Genomic DNA, 19,992 nt, shown 5'->3' with positions numbered 1-19,992 from the left:
CCGTCCGGCACCTGGGCGCGAGACCACACGATCCCGCCGAAACCACACGCTTTCAGCGCACGGATTATGTGGTGTCGGCGCAGAGGTGTTGTTTCGGCGGAAGAGCGAGCGCACCCGCGGACACGCGAACGCGGCGCACCCCCAGAGGGATGCGCCGCGTTCGAATGGATCACTTGCCGTCGAGGGCGTCCTTGGCGTCCTTCGCCGCGTCCTTGACGTCGGCGGCGGCGCCCTTGGCGTGCGCCTTCACCTGGTCGGCCTTGCCCTCGGCAACGAGCTTGTCATTGTCGGTCAGGTTGCCGACCGCTTCCTTCGCCTTGCCGGCGAGGTTCTCGGCGGTGTTCTTGATGTCGTCTGCGAGGCCCATGAGGCGCTCCTTTCGTTGTCGTTCTCTGGTTGGTCCCATCCGGCGGGATGGGAGGTCGGAGGGGGTCAGTCGACCCTGCGGTCGTGGGCGAGCACGGTGCGCACGCCCGTCGTGAGGTGGGCGACCACCGGAAGGGCCTCGCCCATGGCCCGATCGAGGTCCGCGAGTGCGGCGCGGACATCCGCAGCCGCCTGCACGACGTCGGCGCGCGGACGCAGCTGGAGGCGGAGCAGGAGCACCCGCTCGCCCCGGCGCCGGTGGGTCGACGCGTGGACACCCACGATGTCGGGCGCGGCCCGGAGCGCGTCGCGCACGAGGTCTTCGACCACCCCGGTCGTGATGTGCAGCCCGGGCTGCTCCACGGCGTGACGGGTGCGACCGCGACCGCGGCGGGCGACCCACACGAGCGCCAGCAGGATGACGATCGCCAGCACGGCGGCGACGATCCAGGCGGCGACGACGGGAGCCAGTCCCGCGGATGCCGCGGTGTTCCGGATGCCGTCGGCGAGGGCCCACGGCGCGCCACCGGTCAGGGGCCACGCGGCCACGACGGCGACAGCGAGGCCGACGAGACCGAGGACGGTCAGCACCGCGCGGTTGCCGAAGCGGCTCGCCGCGTTCATGACAGCACCCCGCCTTCAGCCACCCGCACCCGCACGCGCGGGACGGGTACCGGCCCCAGAGCCGCGACGGCATCCGCTGCCCGACGCTCGACGGCGCCGGCGTCGACCGGGAAGCCCGACGACGGCACGACCTCGATCGCGGCCTGGCGGCGGGAGACGCGGGTGCCCACCTGCGACGGCGAGACAGCGGCCGAACCGGCCGCATCGCGCGACAGGGCTCCCGCGAGCACACCGTCGTCGACGACGATCGGCGCACGGTCGTCCCAGACGATCCGGCGTCCCGTGCGCCCGGGCGACAGGGCGCCCCACAGGCACACGAGGCCGAAGACGGCACCGGCGGCTCCCGCGAGAAGTCCCGCGGTCGAACCGGATGCCAGCACCTCGAGCATCGCGAGCGGGCTGGCGACGAAGGCCGGCAGACCCAGCGCGAAGCGCACGGCTTCGACGGCGATCCACGCGGCCGCGGCAGCGGCCACGACGACGGCCACGCCCGCCCAGACGCTGCGTGAGCGCCGCAGCAGGCGACGCGCCGAACGCGTTGCGGTGGTGGTCATGTCGCTCTCCTTCCGGTGTCGATCGAACGGTGGATGCCGAGGGTCACGTCGGCCACGGTGGCACCCGTGAGGTCGTGGAGGCGCTGGGCCGTCTCGCGGCGTGCCCGCTCGGCGCGGGCGAGGATGGGCTCGTCTCCGCGGCTGATCGCCGAGGAGATCTCCGCGTGGAGGCGGCCCCGGTCGTCACGCACCTTCGCGGAGGCGTCGCCCCGGCCGACGCCGAGGGCCTCGGCCGCCGCTGCCGCCGCGATCCGCTCGTACGCCCGGGCCGCGATGACGACCCGGCCGCCGATGATCGGGCTCGCCACGGTCAGCCCACTCGCCGGCCGCGCGCCGCGTCCACGGCGGCGCGGAGGTCGACCGAGCCCGAGAGGACGGCGCCGACGAGGGCGCCGACGGCGGCGAGGGCGGCGACGAGGACCATCCCCCAGAACCCGAAGGCGAGGGCGGCGAACGCCAGGACGGCGCCCGCCACCGCTCCCCAGACCGCGGTCGTCACTGGACCCGCTCCTCGGGCTGGTCGTCACCGGGGATGTGCACGTCGACGACGGTCACGTTGATCTCGGCGACCTCCATGCCGGCGAGCTGCGTGATGGCGTCCGCGACGGCGGTGCGCACGTCGGAGGCCACGCGCTGCAGCTGCTCGGGGTACTCGGCGACGATCGTGATGTCGGCGGCGACCTGGGTCTCGCCGACCTCCACGCTCACGCCCTGACCGAGGTCCTTCGCGCCGACGGCCTCGCGCAGGCTGCCGATCACACGCGCGGCGCCACCGCCGAGAGCGTGCACGCCGGGTACGGACGATGCCGCGATGCCGGCGATCTTCGCGATGACCGGGTCGACGATGACGGTCTTGCCGCCGCCGGAGTTCACGACGGTGCCTGCGGTGGGCGTCGAGTCGGTGGAGACGGCGCCACGGGGGGTGGAGTTGGTGGTAGCCATGGTTCTTGCCTTTCTGTCGGCCCCGGTCTGGGGCGTTCATGGGCTAGACGTATCGGGCAGCCCGAACGTCACGGTCGACTTCCTGGCAGTTCGCTGAGCGCCTCCGTCCCCTGCGCACCCTTCGCACTAGTTCGCCGGGCGGCCGCGCGCAAGGGGGAGACGCATACTCGCTCCGGGACGGCGCCGTGTGGCAGGGTCGAGGTCAGCGGCTCCGGTGCCGCGTCACGAGGGGGAACGTGGAGCGTCTGCTTTCGGTGGAGGACGGCATCCTCGCCCAGCGCGCCGCCGACGGCGACGAGCGCGCGTTCGCCGTGCTGGTGCGTCGTCACGGCCCCTACCTCGTGGCATTCGCGACGCGGCTGCTGGGCTCCCGCGCCGACGCCGACGATTGCGTGCAGGAAGCACTGATCGTCGCCTGGCGCCGGCTTCCCGAGCTCACCGACCCGGATCGCGTGCGCGCGTGGTTCTCGACGATCGTGGCGCGCAAGGCGACCGACCGCATGCGCGCGCGTCGCCCGGCCGTGTCGATCGAGGATGCCGACCCCGTCGCGGTCGGGCCGAGCCCCGACGAGGCGGCGCTCACGACCTCGCAGCTCGACATGCTGCGGAAGGTCCTCGACGAGCTGCCGCCGGAGCAACGGACCGCGTGGCTCCTCCGGGAGGTCAGCGGGTACAGCTACGACGAGATCGCCCGCGAGCTGGGGATCTCGGCGACCGCGGTGCGCGGACGGCTCTCACGGGCGCGTGCCACCGTATGGGAACGAATGCAGGAGTGGAGGTGACGGAGATGGCGACCGACAGCATCGGCGAGTCGGGCTACACGCTCGAAGACCTCGCGGCGTATCACGACCGCGGCAGGCAGCCCGCGATCCCCGCGATCGACGGAGACGCGCAATGCCGGGCCGTCCTGGACTCGATGGACCGGCTCGGAGCGCTCTCGCGCACGCTGGTGGAGACCGACGCGGAGATCGAGCTCGAGGAGTCCTGGTTCGAGCAGATCATCGGCGAGGTGGCCCGCGAGTCGCGCGCCGGTCGCGATCTGCCGCTCGCCTCCGACGGCGACATCACGGTCGTCGTGACGGAGGGCGCCCTGCGCGGACTCATCCGGGATGCCGGTGACGGCGTCGACGGCATCCTCGTGGAACGTGTCGACGTCGATGTGGACGGCGCCGTCGTGGACGTCGCGCTCACCATCAGCGCGCTGCACGGCACCCCGCTTCCTGAGGTCGCCGGGCGGGTACGGGATGCCGTGCGCTCCGCGATCGCATCGAGCGCGTCATGGCAGGCGGGCACGATCGACGTCACGATCGACTCCCTGCGTACCCGGGAGGGCGAGCGATGAGCGTCGACACCGCCGAGCTCGCCGCGCGCATCGACGCGGCCGTCCGGGAGGTCCCGGGCGTATCCGAGCTGTACTTCGCCGCCCCGCTCCCCGCGCGCCTGTGGCGTGTCGCCGTCGATCGCGCCGAGACCTTCTCGACCGTGTCCGCCGGTGATGAGGGGTACGAGGCGACCGTCAGCATCGGCGTGGCACGCGACCGGGCCGACGCGGTCGCCCGCGTCGTCGCGGCGCGGGTGCGCGACGTGCTCGGCGACCCCGCCGCCCGCGTGACGGTGAGGGTGAGCCGGATCAGCCCTGCGGAGCGAGCTTGAGGCGGTAGCGGAGGGCCGACAGCTCGGCGTAGAGCGCGGCGGGCACCTTGCCGCCGAACGTCGAGAAGAACTCCTCCGTGAGGTCGGCCTCCTGGAGCCACAGCGCCGGGTCGACGTCGAAGAGCTCGTCGAGGTCGGCGTCGGTCACGTCGATCCCGTCGACGTCGAGGTCCTCGATGATCGGCAGGCGGCCGATGGGGCTCTCCTGGGCACCCACCGAACCGTCGATCCGACGCACGATCCACTCGATGACGCGGGAGTTGTCACCGAACCCGGGCCAGAGGAAGCGTCCGTCGGCGCCCTTGCGGAACCAGTTCACCTGGAAGATCCGGGGAGCACGGTCGAATCGCAGCGCCTGACCGACCTGCAGCCAGTGGCCGAAGTAGTCCGCCATGTTGTAGCCGCAGAACGGCAGCATCGCGAAGGGATCGCGGCGCAGCTCGCCGACGGTGCCCTCGGCGGCGGCGGTGCGCTCCGACGAGACGTTCGCGCCGAGGAAGACGCCGTGCGTCCAGTCGGTCGCCTCCAGCACGAGCGGCACGTTCGTCGCGCGGCGGCCGCCGAAGAGGATCGCGTCGATGGGTACGCCCTCCGCGGCATCCCAGTCCGACGCGATCTGCGGGCACTGGCCCGCGCTCACGGTGAAGCGCGAGTTGGGGTGGGCGGCCGGACGACCGGATGCCGGGGTCCAGGGCTTGCCCTCCCAGTCGGTGAGCTCGGCGGGCACCTCGTCGGTGAGGCCCTCCCACCACACGTCGCCGTCGGGGCGGAGCGCGACGTTCGTGAAGATCGTGTTGCCCCACAGCGTCTCGACGGCCGTCACGTTCGTCGATGCGCCGGTGCCGGGCGCGACGCCGAAGAAGCCCGCCTCCGGGTTGATCGCCCAGAGTCGGCCGTCCTCGCCGGGACGCAGCCACGCGATGTCGTCACCGAGCGTCTCGACGCGCCAGCCGGGGATGGTCGGCCGCAGCATCGCGAGGTTCGTCTTGCCGCACGCCGACGGGAACGCCGCCGCCAGGTGGTAGGCGCGACCCTCCGGGCTGATGACGCGGATGAGGAGCATGTGCTCGGCGAGCCAGCCCTCGTCGCGCCCGATCACCGAGGCGATGCGCAGCGCGAAGCACTTCTTGGCCAGGATCGCGTTCCCGCCGTACCCCGATCCGAACGACCACACCTCGAGCGTCTCGGGGAAGTGGACGATGTACTTCTCGTCGTTGCAGGGCCACGCGGGATCCTGCTCCCCCGGAGCGAGAGGGGCGCCCACCGAGTGCACGGTCTTGACCCACGGCTTGCCCGCCGCGATCTGCTCGAGCACCGCCGTGCCCACGCGCGTCATGATGCCGATGGAGGTGACGGCGTAGGCCGAGTCGGTGACCTGCACGCCGATGTGGGAGAGCGGCCCGCCGACCGCGCCCATCGAGAAGGGCACGACGTACATCGTGCGTCCGCGCATGGAGCCGGCGAACAGGGGCGTGATCGTGGCGCGGATCTCGTCGGGGGCGACCCAGTTGTTCGTGGGACCGGCATCCTCCTCGCGCTCGGAGGCGATGAAGGTGCGGCCCTCGGTGCGGGCGACGTCGCTCGGGTGCGAGCGGGCGAGGTAGGAGCCGGGACGCCACTCGGGGTTCAGCTTGATGAGCTTGCCTTCCGCCACCTGCTGACGTAGCAGCGCGTCGTTCTCGGCGCGCGAACCGTCGACCCAGTGGATGCGGTCGGGCTGCGTGAGCGCCGCGATCTCGTCGACCCACGCGCGCAGTTCGTCGAGGCCCTCACCCGCGATGCGGGGAGCGTGACCGTAGGCGCGGGCCGTCTCCGCGGGCGGTGGGGCAACCGGGCGGGTGAAGATGTCGGCGAGGGCCATGTCGATCTCCTTCGATGTCGTGAGAGGGGTCGTTCCCTGCGTCCACTCTCGCTCTCACTCGCGCATACTTTCCGTCGAGGATGCCGTCAAGAAATCCGATTCTTTCGATATGCTCAAGGAATGCCGCCCACCGCGCTCGAACTGTCGACCCTCGGCCATCGCATCCGCCACCAGCGCGTCGCGCACGGGTACACGCTCGACGAACTCGGCGCGATCGTCGGCGTGGCCGGCAGTCAGCTGAGTCTCATCGAGAACGGCAAGCGCGAACCCAAGCTGTCGCTCCTGCAGGCCATCGCCTCGGCCACCGGCACCGATGTGACCGATTTGCTCTCCACCGAGCCCCCCAACCGGCGCGCGGCCCTCGAACTCGAACTCGAGCGGGCACAGACCAGTCCCGTCTTCCGCCGCCTCGGCATCCCTCCCCTCCGCGTCACCCGGACGATGACCGACGAGACGATCGAGTCGGTGCTCGCGCTTCACCGCGAGCTGCACCGCCGCGAGCGCGAGGCCATCGCGACGCCCGAGGAGGCGCGCCGCGCCAACACCGAACTGCGCCTGCGGATGCGGGAGAGGGGCAACTACCTGGGCGACATCGAGAAGCTGGCCGAGAAGCAACTCAAGTCGGCAGGCCACGTGTCGGGCGCGCTCACCCACCGGACGGTGAGCATCATGGCCGAGCAGCTGGGCTTCGAGCTGATCTACGCCAACGACCTGCCCCACTCGGCGCGTTCGGTCACCGACCTCGAGAACGGACGCATCTATCTGCCGCCGGCCTCCATCCCCGGCGGCCACGGCCTGCGATCCATGGCGCTGCAGGCGATGGCCCACCGCCTCCTCGGCCATACCCCTCCCACCGACTACGCCGACTTCCTGCAGCAGCGGCTCGAGATCAACTACTACGCAGCCTGCTGTCTCATGCCCGAGACGGCGTCGGTCGCCTTCCTCGCGCAGGCCAAGAAGGATCGCAACCTCGCCGTCGAAGACTTCCGCGACGCGTTCGGCGTCACCCACGAAGCGGCGGGGATGCGGCTCACGAACCTGCTGACGGAGCACTTCGGCATCCGTCTGCACTTCCTCCGCGTCGACGGCTCGGGCGCCATCAGCCGCGTGTACGAGAACGACGAGCTGCCGCTGCCGATGGATGTCACCGGCTCGGTCGAGGGGCAGATCGTGTGCCGGAAGTTCGCCGCGAGGTCGTCGTTCGGCGAGCAGAACCGCACCACGGAGCAGTATCAGTACACCGACACCCCGGCGGGCACGTTCTGGTGCTCGAGCCAGACGGGCAGCACCTCCGACGGCGAGTTCTCGATCACCGTGGGCGTGCCGTTCGACGACGCGCGGTGGTTCCGCGGACGCGAGACGCAGAAGCGCGCGGTGTCGACCTGCCCCGACGAGAGCTGCTGCCGCCGACCCGATGCCGACCTGACGCAGCGCTGGCAGGGCAAGGCGTGGCCGAGCGCCCGCGTGCACATGCAGATGTTCTCACCGCTCCCCCGCGGCGCCTTCCCCGGCGTCGACGACGGCGAGGTGTACGCCTTCCTCGATCGTCACGCGCAGGGCTGACCACGAGCCGGAGGCGGACGCCACGGCGAAGCGGATGCCACGGCGAAGCGGCAATTTGACGGGCAATCTCGCTGATCAGGACCTCATCCAGCACTCATTCATGAGTTGTTCTTCTACGCTCTCTCCCGGAGGTGGGGGCGAGTGGACGATTTGTCGATCGACGACGCCGCGCTGCGGAGAGCGACCGCACGACTGGTGGGGGCTGCGCGCACGGTCCTCGAGGCGGGCCGGCTCGCGCCCGTCGACCCCGGCGCCGTCGCGTCGCCCCAGGTCGTCGCGCCGCTGACGGAGGTCACCGGCGAGCAGCATGAGCGGGCCGCCCACATCGCCCATGTGCTCGAGACGAGCGGACGGATGCCGGGGCGCGCCGTCGCCGTGTTCGGCGCTCTCGACGGAGCGATGGCGAGGCCCTCGTGACCGACCCGCGCGTCGATCCCGGCGCGGGCGATCCCGGCGTGCTGCGGGCGTGGGCCGAGGACCGCCATGCGCGTGCGGAACGGCTGGCGCGCACCACGACCGATGTGGCCGATGCCGTCGCCACGGCCTCGGGGGCGGCCTGGACGGGCGCCGCACACGACGCGTTCGTCCGCGAGATCGATACGGCGCTCCCCGAGTTGGACGTGCTGATCGACAGCTTCCGAGCCACCGGCGACGTGCTCGCGCCCTACGCCGACATCATCGACGGCATCAAAGACGAGCAGCAGGCGCTCACCCGCCACCGCGCGCGGCTGATCGACGAGCGCGACGACGCGGTGCTGCGGTGGCGGAGCGCCACGGCGGAACTGCACGCTCCCGACGTCGCGTTCACGGATGCCGCGGAGCGAACAGAGAGACTTCACGCCGAGTTGCGCACCCTCGACCGCGAACTCGAAGCGGTGGAGGAACGGTGGGACGCGTTGGTCGTGCGGAGGCGCCGCGCGGATGCCGATTGCGCCGCCGCCCTCCAGTCCCGCGACGTGCGAGGCGCCCTGTTCGCGGCGCTGCGCGACGGCGGCGATGCCCGCAGCCCCAGGGGGCTCCTCCACCTGCTCGGCACGCTCTCGTCATCCGACCTGCGCGCGCTGGCGGCGGCACACCCCGACCTCTGCGATCAGCTCCTGAGACTGCCACCCTCGGAGGTCGCCGCCTGGTGGGCGGGCCTGGCGGGTGACCCGGAGCAGCAGGCGCGCCTCATCGAGCACCTTCCCGTCGTGATCGGCGCGCTCGGCGGGCTCCCGGCGGCGGTGCGGATCGCCGCGAACCGCTTCTTCGCGATCGCGTACGCCGCCTTCCGGCGCCGGCAGCGCCGCGAAGCGACACATCGACGGGACCGCCCGCAGGGGCGGGTGCCCCACATGCCTCCGGCCCCGGTAAACGCGCCGCGCCTCGCCGACGATCGCGAGCTCGACTACCTCGACCGCGTGGGCCGTGGCGAGGTGCAGCTCTACCTCTACCGCCCCGACCAGGAACACATCATCGAGGTGTTCGGCGACCCTGACACGGCCGATGTGCTTCTTACCTTCATGCCGGGCACCAACACGACCATGGACTCCTTCTACAGCTCGACACCGCGCGAGGGGATCACGGCGCTGACGCGCTGGCAGGTGGAGAACGCGCCGACCAACGTGTCGGTTTCGGGTCTCGTCGTCAAGCAGGGCGATTTCCCTCATCTGGGCGACTTGTGGTCGCGCGGGCCGCATCACAACTGGTTCGCCCGTCCGTTGGGCCGGGCGTATGCGAATCTCACCGCAGAACTCGACGTCGTCACCGACGGAACGCCGATCGTCAGCGGCGAGCATTCCTTCGGATCTGCCCCGGCGGGCGAGGCGGAACAGCGGGGCGCGCACTTCGCAGCGCGGTACACGCTGGCCGGGATCGGGATGACAGCGGGCTGGGAGCCGCGCGAGGGCACGCGGTACTTCGCCGCCCAGGGTCCGGCCGATATCAACCGGCATCTCGACGATCACGAGGCTTTCGGGTTCGGCTACGACGTCACGCCGACCGCACAGTCGGGCTTCACCGAGATCGACACCGGCCTCCCCGAGGTGGGATGGATCGGCCCGCTGTCGATCATTTCTCCGCCGGCCGCCACTTTCGCGGGCATCTCCATCGGGGTGGACCAGCACAACCAAATTCTCGTGGCGGATCTGGAGACGAACGGACCGGTGATGCGGTCGTTGCAGCAGACACTAAAGGAGGCTGCCGAATGAACCTGACGAGAGCGCGCGCGGCGGCCGCGACGACGGCCGGCCTATGCGCGCTGCTCGTCGGATGCTCCCCGCTGCCGTCGTTCGACCAACTCGAATCGGAGAGCCGGGCAGCGGCTCAGGCGATCGCCGACCACCTTCCGCCCGGCTCGGAGGTCGAGGACCGGTCGACAGGAGAGGAAGGCCCGTGCGGCAGGGGCACGGCGTCGTACACACAGCACTGGGTGAGCTACCCCGAGCCGCCCTTCGACGGCGAGGAGTTCATCGCGACGCTCGTTCGCGAGCTGCCCGACGAGTTCGTCGTCGTCGACACCGGCGTGCCCGTCTCCGATCCCAACCTCGCCATCGACTACCGCGGAATGACGATGAGCGTCTACGTGGACGCGGACCAACGAGACGAACCCGTTGTCGACATCTTCGCCATCTCGCGCTGCGGCCTGCCTCCGGAGGACGAATGACATCCGCGCCACTCCGCTTCGCGAGATCGGCGGGACCACCCGCGGGGACGACGATGACCGGGTCTGCACAGCAACGATCGATGGCGACCTCGGTCGCCTCGTTGGCGCTGGTCGGCGCGCTCGTGGGTTGTGGGTCCGCACTTCCGACTCTCGCAGAAGCAGAAGCGGAGGCCGAGGATGCGATGCGCGTCATCACGGATCTGCTTCCCCCGGCGGAGCTGGAGGATCTCACCTCCGACATGCTTCTCGGCTGCGGCGACGACGGCGTGCTGCACACCGGGCACTGGTCACTGACCATGGCACGCGACTTCGACGGCGACCAGTTCGTCGAGTCGCTCCCCGCACGCCTACCGCCGGGCTTTCAGAAGCGAGACTTAGGATCATCCGCCTCGTTTCCCGAAGCGTCGTTCACCTATCGGGATATCGAGCTGCAGCTCATGGTGTTCCCGGTCGAGGGCGATCCCGTCGTGGACATCCTGGCCATCTCTCGCTGTGCGCGCGCGCCGGAGACCGAATGAAGGCCACGCCACTCCGTTCCGCGCTGCTCACCGTCGCCGCGGCATCCGTACTCTCCGGATGTTCCCCGCTGCCGTCATTCGGTCAACTGCGGGCGGACACCCGGTCGGCCGTCGAATCGATCGCCGACTACCTGCCGACCGGCACCCCCATCAGAGATCGGTCGACGGGTGAGGCCGGACCGTGCGGCAGGGGCACGGTCTCCCACACGGAGCACTGGGAGGCGTATCCCGGGGCGGACTTCGATGGCGAAGAGTTCATCGCGACGCTCATCCAGGAGTTGCCCGACGAGTTCGTCGTCTTCGACACCGGCGTACCGATGTCCGATCCCAATCTGTCCCTCAAGTACCGCGGGATGACGGTCGGAGTGGTCGTCAACCACGAGGAGCCCCAGAAGCCCAAGGTGAACATCCTGGCCATCTCGCGCTGCGGCCTGCCTCCGGAGGAGAAATGAGATTCACGCCACTCCGATTCGCGCTGCTCACCGTCGCCGCGGCATTCCTGCTCTCAGGCTGCACCCCGTTGCCGTCGTTCGACCAACTCGAATCGGAGAGCCGGGCAGCGGCTCAGGCGATCGCCGACCACCTTCCGCCCGGCACGGAGGTCGAGGACCGGTCAACAGGAGAGGAAGGCCCGTGCGGCAGGGGCACGGCGTCGTACACACAGCACTGGGCCGCCTACCCCGAGCCGCCCTCCGACGGCGAGGAGTTCATCGCGACGCTCGCCCGCAAACTGCCCGACGAGTTCGTCGTATTCGAGACCGGAGTAACGATGTCCGACCCCAACCTCTCCTTGAGCTACAGGGGGATGACGATCGGCGTCATCGTCGAGGACGACCAGGTTGAGCCCATCGTGGACATCCTCGTCATCTCACGCTGCGGCCTGCCCGCGGAGGACGAATGACATCTACCCCGCCCCGCTTCGCGCTGCTCACCGTCGCCGCGGCATCCCTGCTCATCGGATGCGCCCCGCTGCCGTCGTTCCATCAGCTCCGGACGGAGACTCGATCGGCGGTGCAAGCGATCGCTGACCACCTTCCACCCGCCACAAGGATCAAAGACCGGTCGACGGGAGAGGAAGGGCCATGCCGCCGCGGCACCGCGTCATACACCGAACACTGGGCCGCCTACCCCGACCCACCCTTCGACGGCGAGCAGTTCATCGCGACCCTCGTTCGTGAACTGCCCGACGATTTCGTGGTGGTGGACACCGGCGTGCCCGTCTCCGACCCCAACCTCGCCATCGACTACCGGGGAATGACGATGAGCGTCTACGTCATCCTCGAGAAGCCGGACGTACCGAGGGTGAACATCCTGGCCATCTCGCGCTGCGGCCTGCCCGCGGAGGACGAATGAGATCCACGCCACTCCGCTTCGCGCTGCCCACTATCGCCGCGGCCTCCCTGATCGTCGGATGCTCCCCGCTGCCGTCGTTCGACCAACTCGAATCCGAGAGCCGCGCAGCGGCTCAGGCGATCGCCGATCACCTTCCACCCGGTACGGAAGTCGAGGACCGGTCAACAGGAGAGGAAGGCCCGTGCGGCAGGGGCACGGCGTCGTACACACAGCACTGGGCCGCCTACCCCGCACCGCCGTTCGACGGCGAGGAGTTCATCGCGACGCTCATCCGCGAGTTGCCCGACGAGTTCGTCGTGGTCGACACCGGAGTGCCGATGTCCGACCCCAATCTCGCGATGGACTACCGAGGAATGACACTCGACGTCATCGTCGAGGACGACCAGGTTCAGACCATCCTGGACATCCTCGTCATCTCGCGCTGCGGCTCGCCCCCGACGGAGTGACACCTCCACCCACTCGGTCTGGGTCGTGCTCGGCGTCGCGCTGCTGTCGACCGGCACCAATGCCGTCTTCCTCGGGTACCTCCTCCTGCCGCAGGCGGTGGTGGTCTCGGGCGTGCCGTGGCTCACCGGACTGATCAGCGCGGCCGCGGTACTGGCGTTGATCGTGTACGCCGCCGTCCGTCGCCGCAGCCCGCACGGGGTGCCGTTCGAGTTCTTCGCCGCCGGCACCTTCATCCTCACCGCCTCCCTGATCGCGGGGCCGCTCTTCCTCTTCGCGATGCCCCTGCTGAGCTGAGCGCTCCCCTCCCAGGGGTTGGAATCGACGCGGTCCGCGGTGTACGCTCTCGCGAGTGAGGTTCGCCTAACCTAAGGTGACAAACCGAAGGCTGCAACGGGGCAGCAGGCACCGGCCTCGCATCCGCCACACCCCGAAGAGACCCCGTGCTCGCCACCTTCCTCATCGGCCTCCGCGAAGGCCTCGAAGCCGCGCTCGTCGTCGGCATCCTGGTCGCCTACCTCACGCGGGTCGGTCGCCGCGACGTGCTGCCCCGACTCTGGACGGGCATCGGCCTCGCGGTCGCGCTGGCACTCGGCATCGGCGCGGTGCTCACGTTCGGCTCCTATGCGCTCACCTTCGAGGCGCAGGAACTCATCGGTGGGCTCCTTTCGCTGCTCGCGGTGGGCATGGTCACCTGGATGATCTTCTGGATGCAGCGCACGGCGCGCACCCTGAAGTCCAGCCTCGAAGGCGAGATCGATCGCGCGCTCGCCACCGACGGGCTGGGCCCCCGCGGCGGAGGCACCGCGGGACGCGCAGCGACACGTGGACTGACGTGGGGATGGGGCATCGTCCTCATCGGCTTCGTGTCCGTCGCCCGCGAGGGCATCGAGACGACCCTGCTGCTGTGGTCGATGGTGCAGTCGTTCGGCGACGCCCCCTCCGCCCTCGTCGGCGCCCTGCTCGGGCTCGCCGCCGCCGTGATCCTCGGCTGGCTGCTCGCCCGCGGCATGCTGCGCCTCGACCTTCGCGTCTTCTTCGCGTGGACCGGCGCGTTCCTCGTGATCGTCGCCGCGGGCGTGCTCGCCTACGCGATCCACGACCTGCAGGAAGCCGGCGCTCTTCCGGGGCCGTTCTCCGCGACCGCTCCCCTCGACCCCGCCACCGGCGCAGTCGCCGTGGGCCTCACGGGATTCCCCTTCGGCTGGGCGTTCGACGTGAGCGCGTCGGTCGCCCCCGGCGGCCCGCTCGCCGCGGTGCTGCAGGCGACCGTCGGCTTCATGCCGCAGATGACCTGGCTGCAGGTGATCGCGTGGACGCTGTACGTCGCCATCGTCGGCACGTTCTTCGTCCGCGGTCTCCGCCGCCGTGGCCCTGCGTCCAAGGAAGCAGGCCCCAAGGAAACAGGCCCCAAGGAAGCAGCTTCGAAGGATGCCGGCGCCACCGCCACGGCATCCCTCCCCCCGTCCCGTGCACAGCAAGGAGCATCATGACCCTCATCGTCACCGCCAAGCCCCTCGCAGTCGTCGCCGTCGTCGGCGTGACTGCGCTCGCCCTCGCCGGCTGCGTCGCCAAAGCCGACGTCGCCGCGAGCGACGCGCTGACCGTCACCTCCACCGACACCTCCTGCGACGTGTCGACGGGAACGGCCACGAGCGGGACGCTGACCTTCCAGGTGGCGAACGACAGCTCGCAGGTGAGCGAGTTCTACCTGCTGGCCGACGACGGCCTGCGGATCGTCGGCGAGGTCGAGAACATCGCGCCCGGCGCGTCGCGCACGCTCACCGTCGTCGCGCAGCCGGGCGAGTACTTCACGCTCTGCAAGCCGGGCATGGTCGGCGAGGGCGTCGGCCGGGCCGGCTTCACGGTCTCCGGCGAAGCGGTCGCCGCCACGGGTGACGACGCCGAGCAGAAGCAGCAGGCGGTCGACCTCTACGCCGCGTTCGTCAAGGACCAGGTCGAGCAGCTCGTGCCGGCGGTCGACGAGTTCGTCGCGGCCTACGAGTCGGGCGACGACGAGACCGCGCGGACGCAGTTCCCGCAGGTGCGCGCCTTCTACGAGCGGATCGAGCCGGTCGCGGAGTCCCTGGGCGACCTCGACCCGCGCATCGACTACCGCGAGGTGGATGCCGTGGCCGAAGGCCTCGACTGGACCGGCTTCCACCGCATCGAGAAGGACCTCTGGGTGCCCGAGAAGGATGCGCTCAACGCCGACGGCGAGACCCCCGCGTGGCAGGACTGGGCGCCGTCGACGGATGCCGAGCGCGCCGCCTTCGGCGACCAGCTGATCGCCGACGTCGCCGAGCTGAACGATTACGTCCACTCGACCGACTTCCAGGCCGCGCTCGACGCGCAGGGCGTCGCGGGCATCTCCAACGGCGCGATCGCACTCCTCGACGAGGTCGCCACCGGCAAGATCACCGGCGAGGAGGACTGGTGGTCGGGCACCGACCTGTGGGACTTCGCCGCCAACGTCGAGGGCTCGAAGATGGCGTTCTCGCTCGTCGAGGACTTCGCCGTCGCGACCGGCGACGAAGGTGCGACCCTCGCGCAGCAGATCGACGAGGGGTACGACGCCCTCGAGGAGTCGCTCGCGACGCACGGCTCGCTCACGGACGGCTTCGTCGCCTACGGCGAGCTGACCGACGCCGACAAGCGCGAGCTCACCGACCTCCTTAACGCCCTGGCCGAGCCGCTGTCGCAGCTCACCTCGACCGTCCTGCAGTGACCGTGGAGGAACCGACCGCCCCGGATGCCGACCGGGGGCTCAGCCGCCGAGGGCTCCTCGGCCTCGCCGCCGGTGTCGGCGCGGCCGGCCTCGCGCTCGGCGCGGGAGCGGGTACGGCCGCCGGCGTCGCGGTCGGACGTGCCCGCGCCGCCGAGGGCGCGGCATCCGTCTACGAGTTCTTCGGAACGCACCAGGCGGGAATCACGACGCCCGTGCAGGACCACCTCCATTTCGCGTCGTTCGACATGATGGCGCGCACCGACCGCGCCGACCTGCAGTCGCTGCTGCAGGACTGGAGCTACGCCGCGTCGCGCATGACGCAGGGCCTCGACGTGAGTGCGACGGGCGCCGTGGGCGGCGCGCTGGAGGCACCGCCCGACGACACGGGCGAGGCGCTCGGGCTCCCGGCCTCGGGACTGACGATCACGTTCGGGTTCGGTCCGACGCTTTTCGAGACCGCCGAGGGCGACGACCGCTACGGGCTGGCGGCGCTGCGCCCGCGCGGGCTGGCGAAGCTCCCCGCGTTCCTCGGCGACGATCTCGATCCGGAGCGCTCGAACGGCGACCTGTGCATCCAGGCGTGCGCCGACGACCCGCAGGTGGCCGTGCACGCGATCCGCAACCTGAGCCGGATCGCGTTCGGCCGGGCACGGTTGCGCTGGTCGCAGCTCGGATTCGGCAAGACGTCGCGCACGTCGGCGGCCCAAGCCACTCCGCGGAATCTGTTCGGGTTCAAGGACGGCACCGCCAACATCCTCTCCGACGACACGGCCGCCCTCGCCGACCACGTGTGGGTCGCGCCGGACGACGAACCTGCCTGGCTCGCCGGTGGTTCCTATCTCGTCGCCCGCCGCATCGCGATGATCATCGAGACGTGGGATCGCGTGCGCCTGTCGGAGCAGCAGCGCATCGTCGGCCGCGACAAGGGCGAGGGTGCACCGCTGTCGGGCGGCGGGGAGATGACCGAGCCGGACTTCGACGCGAAGGATGCCGCGGGCTCCCCCGCGATCGACACCGCCTCGCACGTGCGCCTGGCCCATCCGGAGCTCAACGGCGGCATCCGCATCCTCCGCCGCGGCTACAACTTCGTGGACGGGAACACCGAGCTCGGTCGCCTCGACGCCGGGCTGTTCTTCCTGTCGTACCAGAGGTCGCCGGAGCAGTTCGTCACGCTGCAGCGGGCGCTGTCGACCGATCTGCTGAACGAGTACATCCGCCACGTCGGCTCGGGGATCTGGGCGATCCCCCGCGGCGCGGCACCCGGGTCGTACGTCGGAGCCGAGCTCTTCGCCTGAGGCGCGTGGTGGCCGTGCCGCGGTGGCGGTGCCGCGCTGGGGAGGTGATCTGCGCAGCGGAGGGCCGCTGACGGCATCCCGTCCCTCCCTTGTGCAGATCACCTCCGCTATGCCGAGGCGATGGCCCACCACCACCACCGCCACCACCACCCACGGCAGCCCGGCGATGCGACTCAGCCGGTGATGAAGCGACGGAACCTCGCGAGGGCGGCCGCGACGTCGGCATCGTCGGCCTCGCCGAAGGGCTCCGGCACCGGAGGAAGGTGGTGCTTGCCGACCGCCACCGAGTGAGACCAGACGCCGACGATCTCGCCATCGGCGACGAGCACCGGCTTGACGATCCCGTTCATGCTCGGACCGATGCGCTGCACGAACTCCGGAGCGCACGCGGTGGTGCGGTCGGCGTACGACAGGTAGTACTCGTCGAAGGGGGGCAACGCCCGCACCCGATCGACCTCGCGACGCCGTGGCGCGGTCTCCGTGAGAGCGAAGATGCCTTCGTCGACCTCGGCGACGCGGGCGCGGGCCCCGTCGCGCGCCCGTTGCGCGAGACCCTTCGGGAGCCCCGCCCACCAGCCGAAGTCGTCCAGGCCGGCGGGCGCGTGCCCGCGCAGGTAGCGCACGAAGAGTTCCGCGAGCGGGTCGTCGGGAGTCGCGGCATCCGGGATCCACTCCTCCGGCGCGACGACGTACTGATCGCGGGTGGGGCCGCCCTCGCGCGGAACGACAGGGCCCAGCACGACAACGAGGCGCAGCGCCAGCGCCGAGAAGATGTGATTGCCGCGCATGCCCGACGGGTCGATGCCGGCGGACGCGAGCACCTGGCCGAACTCCGGTCGGGTGATCCGGTTGCCACCGGCAAGCACGGGACGCACCGCCGCCTCGGCACGCGCGAGCATGTCGGCGTCGATGCCGAGCGAACGGTGGATGCCGGCGTACTGCTTCGTCTGCCGTTCACCGGTGACCTCCAGCATCCACGCGAGGTCTCGCGCCGGCACGATGTGGAGCGTCCCGCGTTGGGTCCACGACCGGACGAGCGAACCGGGGCGCTCGAACGCCGCGTCGACCGCCGACAGCGTCGGATGGGCGGCCGTGCGGGCGGCGAGCGCCCATCGGCCTCCCCAGAACTCCTGCGCCTGCGTCGCGGTCATGTGAGTGGCGGCGTCGGCGACGGATGCCGCGGGGGCGCTCAACCGGTGGCTACGCAACCGCTCGGCGCGCAGCCACTCGGTGCGCGCCCGCTCGGTGTCCATCCCGCCGATGTCCATCCCGCCAGCATGTCCCACTTTCGGCATTCCATGTCCCAATTTCGGTCGTTCGCGCACTCGCGGAACGACCGTTTTCGGGACATGCCTGCGCCCGAACGACCGAAATCGGGACATGCCTGCCCAGCCACCTGCCCACCTGCCTACCTGCCCAGCCCAGCCACCTGCCTAGCCACCTGCCCATCTCCCCAGCCTGCCCACCCGCCCCGCTCCGCTGCCCCGAGGAACCGGATCGTATACACTTCCCCTGTCCGGTGGTTCGCCGCCGGTGCTCGGAAAAGGGGCACGCAGCCGCGTCGACGTCGTCGTCACGCGAGCGAGACACATACGGCCTCACATCCGTCCCGTCTCGCTGGAGCTCCCATGCCCACGGTTTCCGCGCACGTCGCGCACACCCTCGCCCGCCACATCGACCACGTCTTCGGGGTCATGGGGAACGGCAACGCCCACTTCCTCGACGCCCTCGAGCGCTCCACCGACGTGTCCTTCACGGCCGTGCGGCACGAGGCGGGAGGGGTGGTCGCCGCCGACGCGCACTACCGCGCCGGCGGTGGACTCGCGGCCGCCACCGCCACCTACGGCGCCGGGTTCACGAACACGCTCACGGCGCTGGCCGAAGCGGTGCAGGCCCATGTGCCGCTCATTCTCGTCGTCGGCGACGAACCCACCTCGGGTCCCCGACCGTGGGACGTCGACCAGATCGCTCTCGCCTCCGCCGTCGGCGCCCGCACGTACACGGTGGGGCGAGCGGATGCCGCGGCCACCACGGTCATCGCGATCGAGCACGCCCTGTCGTATCGGGTGCCGACGGTGCTCGCGATCCCCTACGACGTCGCCAAGCGCGACGCGGGCCCGGTGCCGCCCGCCCCCGAACCGGCCCTCCCCGCGCCGATCGCGCCGTCGCCATTCGCGCGGGCCGCCGTGACCGACCTCGCCAACCAGCTCGCGCGGGCCGAGCGGCCGCTGCTTCTCGCGGGTCGTGGGTCGTGGATCGCGGGAGCCGGTGACGCGCTCGGTCGACTCGCGGATGCCACGGGGGCGCTGACGGCGACGACGGCGCTCGGGCGCGGCATCTTCCCCCGTGCGGAGTTCGACCTCGGGGTCACGGGCGGGTTCGGCGCCGACGGCGCGATGGAGCTCATCCGCACGGCCGACGTCGCCGTCGTGTTCGGCGCAGGCCTCAACCAGTTCACGATGCGGTTCGGCGATCTGTTCGCCCCCGGCACGCGGGTCGTGCAGGTCGACGTCGCTCCCGCTGCGACGCATCCGCACGTGGGCGGGTTCATCCGCGGTGATGCTGCCGTCGTGGCATCCGCTCTCGCCGACGCTCTCGCGGGATCGACGCCGTCGGGATGGCGGGAGAGCGTGGACATCCGCCCGCTCCTCACCCGCGAGAGCGGCGACCCGCTCGCCGCTGACGGCCGGCTCGACCCCCGCGCGGTCGCCGTCCGCATCGGCGAGGCGCTCGAACGGCATCCGTCGACCCGGGACCGGGTCGTCGTCTCCGACGGCGGACACTTCATCGGCTGGGCGAACATGTACTGGCCGGTCGCCTCACCCGACCGCATGCTCATGATCGGCACCGCCTACCAGTCGATCGGGCTCGGCTTCCCGTCGGTACCCGGGGCCGCGCTCGCGAAACCGGATGCCACGATCGTGCTCACGACGGGCGACGGCGGTGGGCTCATGGCACTGGCCGACCTGGAGTCCGCTGTGCGGGTCGCCGCCGGACGCGGGCTCGCCGTCGTCTGGAACGACGCAGCCTATGGTGCGGAGGTGAACCTCTACGGGCTGCAGGGGCTGGCGCGCGAACCGATGCTCATCCCGGAGGTCGACTTCGCCGGCCTCGCCCGCGCCGTCGGCGCAGACGGCGTCGTCGTCCGCACACTGGACGACCTGCAGGCGCTCGAGGAGTGGGCGGCGCGACCGGCATCCGAGCGTCCGTTCCTGCTACTCGACTGCCGCATCTCCGGCGAGGTGATCGCGCCGTATCAGCAGGAGATCATCCGGGTGAACAGCTGAGGCGCGGTGAGGCTTCGGCTGCGGCTGCGGCGTGGGCGAGGCGAAGGTGGCTGCGGGGTGGCGACAACATGGTGGATTGCGTCTGACGCGCGACAGCCGACTCACAATCGCCTGTTTCCCCTTTATCCGTGACGGCTCGGTCGGGGCAAGGCAGGGCGGG

The 19,992-nt window shown here is 70.8% G+C and carries 25 protein-coding genes; 17 read left to right on the top strand and 8 right to left on the bottom strand.

The genetic code is table 11. From position 1 onward, the window contains the following. Window positions 1-169: 169 nt before the first annotated feature. From ACSQ18_RS03035 to ACSQ18_RS03010, 6 genes are all read right to left on the bottom strand, one after another. A complete protein-coding gene (locus ACSQ18_RS03035; RefSeq protein WP_144807245.1) occupies window positions 170-367 on the bottom strand; it encodes a CsbD family protein in 198 nt (65 codons plus the stop codon). Between the two features lie 65 nt (window positions 368-432). Continuing rightward, the gene (locus ACSQ18_RS03030; protein ID WP_436035632.1) at window positions 433-990 is read right to left on the bottom strand and encodes a hypothetical protein; all 558 of its coding nucleotides are present in this window, start codon (window positions 988-990) and stop codon (window positions 433-435) included. Continuing rightward, window positions 987-1,544: a hypothetical protein gene (locus ACSQ18_RS03025; RefSeq protein WP_436035630.1), complete on the bottom strand. Its 558-nt coding sequence runs from the start codon at window positions 1,542-1,544 to the stop codon at window positions 987-989. Before ACSQ18_RS03025 ends, ACSQ18_RS03030 begins: the two co-directional genes overlap by 4 nt. Continuing rightward, window positions 1,541-1,852, bottom strand: coding sequence for a hypothetical protein (locus ACSQ18_RS03020; RefSeq protein ID WP_436035628.1), 312 nt, complete (start codon window positions 1,850-1,852; stop codon window positions 1,541-1,543). The genes ACSQ18_RS03025 and ACSQ18_RS03020 overlap by 4 nt, the downstream gene beginning before the upstream one ends. 2 nt (window positions 1,853-1,854) lie before the next feature. Then, window positions 1,855-2,043, bottom strand: a complete 189-nt coding sequence (locus ACSQ18_RS03015) for a DUF2273 domain-containing protein (RefSeq protein WP_144807241.1) — start codon at window positions 2,041-2,043, stop codon at window positions 1,855-1,857. Then, entirely contained in the window at window positions 2,040-2,486 is a 447-nt protein-coding gene (locus tag ACSQ18_RS03010) for an Asp23/Gls24 family envelope stress response protein (protein WP_436035626.1), read from the bottom strand. Before ACSQ18_RS03010 ends, ACSQ18_RS03015 begins: the two co-directional genes overlap by 4 nt. A gap of 236 nt (window positions 2,487-2,722) precedes the next feature. Between ACSQ18_RS03010 and ACSQ18_RS03005 the strand changes: the two genes are divergently transcribed. The 3 genes from ACSQ18_RS03005 to ACSQ18_RS02995 are packed head-to-tail and all read left to right on the top strand — an operon-like array spanning window position 2,723 to window position 4,139. Beyond that, window positions 2,723-3,268, top strand: coding sequence for an RNA polymerase sigma factor (locus ACSQ18_RS03005; protein ID WP_436035624.1), 546 nt, complete (start codon window positions 2,723-2,725; stop codon window positions 3,266-3,268). A gap of 5 nt (window positions 3,269-3,273) precedes the next feature. Continuing rightward, window positions 3,274-3,828, top strand: a complete 555-nt coding sequence (locus tag ACSQ18_RS03000; RefSeq protein WP_436035622.1) for an Asp23/Gls24 family envelope stress response protein — start codon at window positions 3,274-3,276, stop codon at window positions 3,826-3,828. Continuing rightward, window positions 3,825-4,139: a hypothetical protein gene (locus tag ACSQ18_RS02995; RefSeq protein WP_436035621.1), complete on the top strand. Its 315-nt coding sequence runs from the start codon at window positions 3,825-3,827 to the stop codon at window positions 4,137-4,139. Before ACSQ18_RS03000 ends, ACSQ18_RS02995 begins: the two co-directional genes overlap by 4 nt. Here the strand turns inward: ACSQ18_RS02995 and ACSQ18_RS02990 are convergent. Further along, window positions 4,117-6,000 (bottom strand): phosphoenolpyruvate carboxykinase (GTP), encoded by a 1,884-nt coding sequence (locus tag ACSQ18_RS02990; protein ID WP_436035619.1) that lies wholly within the window; start codon window positions 5,998-6,000, stop codon window positions 4,117-4,119. The two genes, ACSQ18_RS02995 and ACSQ18_RS02990, sit on opposite strands and share 23 nt — an antisense overlap. Window positions 6,001-6,120: 120 nt before the next feature. Here ACSQ18_RS02990 and ACSQ18_RS02985 point away from each other — a divergent pair, with 120 nt between their 5' ends. The 13 genes from ACSQ18_RS02985 to efeB all read left to right on the top strand — a co-directional run bounded on the left by ACSQ18_RS02985 (window position 6,121) and on the right by efeB (window position 16,545). Next, the gene (locus ACSQ18_RS02985) at window positions 6,121-7,563 is read left to right on the top strand and encodes an XRE family transcriptional regulator (RefSeq protein ID WP_301039382.1); all 1,443 of its coding nucleotides are present in this window, start codon (window positions 6,121-6,123) and stop codon (window positions 7,561-7,563) included. Window positions 7,564-7,704: 141 nt separating this feature from the next. Next, the gene (locus ACSQ18_RS02980; RefSeq protein WP_436035617.1) at window positions 7,705-7,980 is read left to right on the top strand and encodes a hypothetical protein; all 276 of its coding nucleotides are present in this window, start codon (window positions 7,705-7,707) and stop codon (window positions 7,978-7,980) included. After that, a complete protein-coding gene (locus tag ACSQ18_RS02975; protein WP_436035615.1) occupies window positions 7,977-9,752 on the top strand; it encodes a hypothetical protein in 1,776 nt (591 codons plus the stop codon). The genes ACSQ18_RS02980 and ACSQ18_RS02975 overlap by 4 nt, the downstream gene beginning before the upstream one ends. Further along, window positions 9,749-10,207: a hypothetical protein gene (locus tag ACSQ18_RS02970; protein WP_436035613.1), complete on the top strand. Its 459-nt coding sequence runs from the start codon at window positions 9,749-9,751 to the stop codon at window positions 10,205-10,207. Before ACSQ18_RS02975 ends, ACSQ18_RS02970 begins: the two co-directional genes overlap by 4 nt. A gap of 53 nt (window positions 10,208-10,260) precedes the next feature. Beyond that, window positions 10,261-10,725, top strand: coding sequence for a hypothetical protein (locus tag ACSQ18_RS02965; RefSeq protein ID WP_436035611.1), 465 nt, complete (start codon window positions 10,261-10,263; stop codon window positions 10,723-10,725). After that, window positions 10,722-11,177 carry a hypothetical protein gene (locus ACSQ18_RS02960; protein WP_436035610.1) on the top strand — a complete coding sequence of 152 codons (456 nt, stop codon included), beginning with the start codon at window positions 10,722-10,724 and terminating at the stop codon, window positions 11,175-11,177. Before ACSQ18_RS02965 ends, ACSQ18_RS02960 begins: the two co-directional genes overlap by 4 nt. Beyond that, complete coding sequence (locus ACSQ18_RS02955; RefSeq protein ID WP_436035609.1) at window positions 11,174-11,626, top strand: hypothetical protein; 453 nt, start codon at window positions 11,174-11,176, stop codon at window positions 11,624-11,626. The genes ACSQ18_RS02960 and ACSQ18_RS02955 overlap by 4 nt, the downstream gene beginning before the upstream one ends. Continuing rightward, window positions 11,623-12,078 (top strand): hypothetical protein, encoded by a 456-nt coding sequence (locus ACSQ18_RS02950; RefSeq protein WP_436035607.1) that lies wholly within the window; start codon window positions 11,623-11,625, stop codon window positions 12,076-12,078. The genes ACSQ18_RS02955 and ACSQ18_RS02950 overlap by 4 nt, the downstream gene beginning before the upstream one ends. After that, the gene (locus ACSQ18_RS02945) at window positions 12,075-12,524 is read left to right on the top strand and encodes a hypothetical protein (RefSeq protein WP_436035606.1); all 450 of its coding nucleotides are present in this window, start codon (window positions 12,075-12,077) and stop codon (window positions 12,522-12,524) included. The genes ACSQ18_RS02950 and ACSQ18_RS02945 overlap by 4 nt, the downstream gene beginning before the upstream one ends. Before the next feature lie 25 nt (window positions 12,525-12,549). Beyond that, a complete protein-coding gene (locus ACSQ18_RS02940) occupies window positions 12,550-12,819 on the top strand; it encodes a hypothetical protein (RefSeq protein ID WP_436035604.1) in 270 nt (89 codons plus the stop codon). A 146-nt stretch (window positions 12,820-12,965) separates the two neighbouring features. Next, on the top strand, window positions 12,966-14,015 hold the full coding sequence (efeU, locus tag ACSQ18_RS02935; RefSeq protein WP_436035603.1) for an iron uptake transporter permease EfeU: 1,050 nt from the start codon (window positions 12,966-12,968) through the stop codon (window positions 14,013-14,015). Next, a complete protein-coding gene (efeO, locus tag ACSQ18_RS02930; protein WP_436035601.1) occupies window positions 14,012-15,250 on the top strand; it encodes an iron uptake system protein EfeO in 1,239 nt (412 codons plus the stop codon). The genes efeU and efeO overlap by 4 nt, the downstream gene beginning before the upstream one ends. Further along, window positions 15,247-16,545, top strand: a complete 1,299-nt coding sequence (efeB, locus tag ACSQ18_RS02925; RefSeq protein WP_436035600.1) for an iron uptake transporter deferrochelatase/peroxidase subunit — start codon at window positions 15,247-15,249, stop codon at window positions 16,543-16,545. Before efeO ends, efeB begins: the two co-directional genes overlap by 4 nt. A gap of 173 nt (window positions 16,546-16,718) precedes the next feature. Here efeB and ACSQ18_RS02920 read toward each other — a convergent pair whose 3' ends face one another. After that, window positions 16,719-17,813 carry a winged helix DNA-binding domain-containing protein gene (locus tag ACSQ18_RS02920; RefSeq protein ID WP_436035598.1) on the bottom strand — a complete coding sequence of 365 codons (1,095 nt, stop codon included), beginning with the start codon at window positions 17,811-17,813 and terminating at the stop codon, window positions 16,719-16,721. A gap of 360 nt (window positions 17,814-18,173) precedes the next feature. Between ACSQ18_RS02920 and ACSQ18_RS02915 the strand changes: the two genes are divergently transcribed. Then, window positions 18,174-19,832: a thiamine pyrophosphate-binding protein gene (locus tag ACSQ18_RS02915; RefSeq protein WP_436035597.1), complete on the top strand. Its 1,659-nt coding sequence runs from the start codon at window positions 18,174-18,176 to the stop codon at window positions 19,830-19,832. Window positions 19,833-19,992: the final 160 nt, after the last annotated feature.

It is taken from the genome of Microbacterium sp. LjRoot45 (assembly GCF_964253325.1).
Lineage (GTDB): Bacteria > Actinomycetota > Actinomycetes > Actinomycetales > Microbacteriaceae > Microbacterium.
This window is presented reverse-complemented; position numbering and strand designations above follow the sequence as displayed.

Coding starts and splice junctions, on each gene's coding strand:
- ACSQ18_RS03035 (WP_144807245.1), bottom strand. CDS start 367: ATGGGCCTCGCAGACGACATCAAGAACACCGCCGAGAACCTCGCCGGC.
- ACSQ18_RS03030 (WP_436035632.1), bottom strand. CDS start 990: ATGAACGCGGCGAGCCGCTTCGGCAACCGCGCGGTGCTGACCGTCCTC.
- ACSQ18_RS03025 (WP_436035630.1), bottom strand. CDS start 1,544: ATGACCACCACCGCAACGCGTTCGGCGCGTCGCCTGCTGCGGCGCTCA.
- ACSQ18_RS03010 (WP_436035626.1), bottom strand. CDS start 2,486: ATGGCTACCACCAACTCCACCCCCCGTGGCGCCGTCTCCACCGACTCG.
- ACSQ18_RS03000 (WP_436035622.1), top strand. CDS start 3,274: ATGGCGACCGACAGCATCGGCGAGTCGGGCTACACGCTCGAAGACCTC.
- ACSQ18_RS02995 (WP_436035621.1), top strand. CDS start 3,825: ATGAGCGTCGACACCGCCGAGCTCGCCGCGCGCATCGACGCGGCCGTC.
- ACSQ18_RS02990 (WP_436035619.1), bottom strand. CDS start 6,000: ATGGCCCTCGCCGACATCTTCACCCGCCCGGTTGCCCCACCGCCCGCG.
- ACSQ18_RS02985 (WP_301039382.1), top strand. CDS start 6,121: ATGCCGCCCACCGCGCTCGAACTGTCGACCCTCGGCCATCGCATCCGC.
- ACSQ18_RS02970 (WP_436035613.1), top strand. CDS start 9,749: ATGAACCTGACGAGAGCGCGCGCGGCGGCCGCGACGACGGCCGGCCTA.
- ACSQ18_RS02965 (WP_436035611.1), top strand. CDS start 10,261: ATGACCGGGTCTGCACAGCAACGATCGATGGCGACCTCGGTCGCCTCG.
- ACSQ18_RS02960 (WP_436035610.1), top strand. CDS start 10,722: ATGAAGGCCACGCCACTCCGTTCCGCGCTGCTCACCGTCGCCGCGGCA.
- ACSQ18_RS02955 (WP_436035609.1), top strand. CDS start 11,174: ATGAGATTCACGCCACTCCGATTCGCGCTGCTCACCGTCGCCGCGGCA.
- ACSQ18_RS02950 (WP_436035607.1), top strand. CDS start 11,623: ATGACATCTACCCCGCCCCGCTTCGCGCTGCTCACCGTCGCCGCGGCA.
- ACSQ18_RS02945 (WP_436035606.1), top strand. CDS start 12,075: ATGAGATCCACGCCACTCCGCTTCGCGCTGCCCACTATCGCCGCGGCC.
- efeO (WP_436035601.1), top strand. CDS start 14,012: ATGACCCTCATCGTCACCGCCAAGCCCCTCGCAGTCGTCGCCGTCGTC.
- ACSQ18_RS02920 (WP_436035598.1), bottom strand. CDS start 17,813: ATGGACATCGGCGGGATGGACACCGAGCGGGCGCGCACCGAGTGGCTG.
- ACSQ18_RS02915 (WP_436035597.1), top strand. CDS start 18,174: ATGCCCACGGTTTCCGCGCACGTCGCGCACACCCTCGCCCGCCACATC.